This is a genomic window from Microvirga sp. P5_D2 (genome assembly GCF_054049475.1).
The window spans coordinates 1-2719 of sequence record NZ_JBFUMH010000313.1 but is presented as its reverse complement, the minus strand read 5'-3'; the positions used below and the strand labels follow the sequence as shown (position 1 = coordinate 2719).

The following is a 2719-nucleotide window of genomic DNA, read 5'->3' as shown; positions in this document are numbered from 1 at the left end:
GCCCCTGCCGGTTTGCGGCCTTGAGGCAGCCGTCCTCGAAAACGAGAATGCCTTCGCGTGGCGTGCCCAGCATGGTGGGATCGGTAWGAAACCGGACCAGATCCGCGTGCTCGAAGCCTCTGTCGAAAAGCCTGTGTTCGATCTGCTCCGCTGCCAGCCTCACCAGCCCGAGCGCATGAGCATGATGCACATCGGCGGGGCCAGACAGGTCCAGCACCCCCAACACTTCGCCATGCGGTCCGAAGATGGGGGCGGCGGAGCAGCTGAGGATACGGTTGCATTCGAGGTAATGCTCGCCACCCCTGACCTCGATGGGGCTTCTCTCCGCGAGCGCCGTGCCGATGGCGTTCGTTCCGACAATCCGCTCGCTCCAGGGTACGCCGGGACGAAGAGCCACCTGTGCTGCGCGCTGGGCGAAATCGAGGCTGCCGATCGTATCCAGAACAAGGCCTTGGGGATTGGTGAGGATGACGATGCTGTCGGTGGCCTCAGCATCCGCATAAAGGGTTTCGACCTCGGGTCGGCAGAGGCGGCGGAAGGCTTCGGCTTCCTCGGCCGTTGCCGCGAATTCGTAGGAGCTGAGCGGTTCGGGGAGCGAGTTGGTGCGTCCCTCGAGGCCCAGAGCCGCGCAGCGTGTCCAGGACCGTAAGATGGATTGAGGGACAAGCCCGCCGGGAACCTGCCCATTCGAGAAGAAGGATCGGCGCGCATAAAGGATCTTATCGGACGACAAGGCTTCCTCCTGTCCCGGTGTCGCAAATTGCAACAGCTGTCGCAGTCGCGTTTCTTTTTGTGACGCAGGAATGATAGCTGAACTTCAGACAAAGCGAAGTCTCCAAAAATGCAGAGAGCCGTGATCCGGCAATCTTCTTATTGGCTGTAATGACTTGCTGCGTTGCGGCGACGAATGCTGCTGTGCAATGCCAGAGATTGGCATGCAAATTGCTGTGTTGGTTTCGTTCATCCTGGGAGGAAACCAATGAATAAGCCGGAATTTCTGTCACTCTCCAAAGCGCCCTTCAAGGCCCGCTACGGCAATTATATCGGCGGCCAGTGGGTTGAGCCGGTCGCAGGAAAATATTTCGAGAACACCTCGCCTGTCACCGGCAAAGTGATCTGCGAGGTTGCACGATCCGATAAGGATGATATCGAGCGGGCGCTCGATGCTGCTCACGCGGCGAAGGATGCCTGGGGCAAGACGGCTCCGGCCGAGCGTGCCCGCATCCTGAATGAAATCGCCGATCGCATGGAGGCCAATCTCGATGCGCTGGCCCTTGCCGAAACATGGGACAACGGCAAGCCGATCCGCGAGACGACGGCCGCCGACATTCCGCTCGCCATCGATCACTTCMGCTACTTCGCAAGCTGCATCCGCGCGCAGGAAGGCTCGGCCGCCGAGATTGACCACGATACAGTTGCCTATCACTTCCACGAGCCTCTCGGCGTCGTCGGTCAGATCATTCCCTGGAACTTCCCCATCCTGATGGCGACGTGGAAATTGGCTCCCGCGCTCGCGGCCGGCAACTGCGTCGTGCTGAAGCCTGCGGAGCAGACGCCCGCATCCATTCTGGTCTGGGCCGAGATGGTCGGCGATCTGCTGCCTCCAGGCACGCTGAACATCGTCAACGGCTTCGGCCTCGAGGCCGGCAAGCCTCTGGCATCGAGCTCACGCATCGCGAAGATTGCGTTCACGGGCGAAACGACGACGGGCCGGCTGATCATGCAATATGCCAGCCAGAACCTCATCCCCGTGACGCTCGAACTGGGCGGCAAGTCGCCGAACATCTTCTTCTCGGATGTGGTCGCCGAGGATGACGATTTCTTCGACAAGGCTATCGAAGGTTTCGTCATGTTCGCGCTTAACCAGGGTGAGGTCTGCACCTGTCCGAGCCGCGCGCTGATCCAGGAGTCGATTTATGATCGCTTCATGGAGAAGGCTCTCAAGCGCGTCGAGGCCATCAAGCAGGGAAGCCCGCTCGATCCCAGCACCATGATCGGCGCGCAGGCTTCCAACGAGCAGCTCGAGAAGATCCTGAGCTACTTCGACATCGGCCGTCAGGAAGGCGCGGAAGTGCTGACGGGCGGTGAGCGCAACATGATGGAGGGCGATCTTTCCGGCGGCTATTACGTGAAGCCGACCGTCTTCCGCGGCCACAACCGCATGCGCGTCTTCCAGGAGGAGATCTTCGGTCCTGTCGTGTCTGTCACGACCTTCAAGGACGAGGACGAGGCGCTCTCGATCGCCAACGACACTCTCTATGGCCTCGGCGCAGGCGTGTGGACGCGCAATGGCAACCGGGCCTACCGGTTCGGCCGCGCCATTCATGCGGGCCGTGTCTGGACGAACTGCTACCACGCCTATCCGGCCCACGCGGCCTTCGGCGGCTACAAGCAGTCCGGTATTGGCCGTGAGAACCACAAGATGATGCTGGACCACTACCAGCAGACCAAGAACCTGCTGGTGAGCTACAGCAACAAGGCGCTCGGCTTCTTCTAAGACTTTGATTCAGGGCCCGGGCGCAGATATGCGCCCGGGCCGCATCATATAACAAGGGAGGAAGACCATGGACGACGCGCCGATCCTGCGCGTGACGGCGACACCCTCTGCGCTCGATCTCATCAAGACCTTGGAGACTGAGCACGGGCCGCTGCTGTTCCATCAATCGGGCGGCTGTTGCGATGGGTCTTCGCCCATGTGCTACCCGCAGGACGATTACAT

General features: G+C 60.8%; 3 protein-coding genes. 2 read left to right on the top strand and 1 reads right to left on the bottom strand.

Features of this window, described 5'->3' with window-relative positions; translation table 11 throughout:
- Positions 1–733: sigma-54-dependent Fis family transcriptional regulator (locus ACXJKO_RS31060; RefSeq protein ID WP_457094857.1), on the bottom strand; the 733-nt coding region annotated here is incomplete at its 3' end.
- A gap of 246 nt (positions 734–979) precedes the next feature.
- Between ACXJKO_RS31060 and adh the strand changes: the two genes are divergently transcribed.
- Both adh and ACXJKO_RS31050 read left to right on the top strand, forming a co-directional pair.
- On the top strand, positions 980–2497 hold the full coding sequence (adh, locus tag ACXJKO_RS31055) for an aldehyde dehydrogenase (RefSeq protein WP_457094856.1): 1518 nt from the start codon (positions 980–982) through the stop codon (positions 2495–2497).
- Positions 2498–2564: 67 nt separating this feature from the next.
- The coding region (locus tag ACXJKO_RS31050) for a DUF779 domain-containing protein (RefSeq protein WP_457094858.1) at positions 2565–2719 on the top strand (155 nt) is incomplete at its 3' end.